General features: G+C 43.2%; 1 protein-coding gene. It reads right to left on the bottom strand.

Annotated elements, in window-relative coordinates; genetic code table 11:
• Positions 1 to 146: 146 nt before the first annotated feature.
• Positions 147 to 340, bottom strand: a 194-nt coding sequence (locus tag ACK59Z_RS25940; RefSeq protein WP_409294009.1) for a hypothetical protein, incomplete at its 5' end; no start/stop codon positions are given.

Genomic DNA, 340 nt, shown 5'->3' with positions numbered 1-340 from the left:
GCGGACTTGGCTCAAACGGATCCCATTCAAACTCACTACAATTAAAAAAACCTGACAACACGATTGGGCAGCCACTGCCCTGCGGGTCATAGCGTAAAACGTAATAATTGGAACCACTCACAAAAGCCTCCCAGTGATCGCATCCACTACAAAGTATTATTCTCCAGTCTTTCTTTCGCGAAACTCTGGATTTTACCTATACCTAATACCAATTGCGTATCAGAAACCTTACCAGCCCTAAAGGCGTCATTCAAAGCAGAAATCTTAGACTCAATGACCTTAGTATATTTAGCATGACTTGACCAATGCCCTGGCAGATCAATGTTTTGCGTTAGCTTCC

The organism is Pseudomonas sp. KCJK9058 (genome assembly GCF_046230975.1).
Classification (GTDB): domain Bacteria; phylum Pseudomonadota; class Gammaproteobacteria; order Pseudomonadales; family Pseudomonadaceae; genus Aquipseudomonas; species Aquipseudomonas alloputida.
This window is presented reverse-complemented; position numbering and strand designations above follow the sequence as displayed.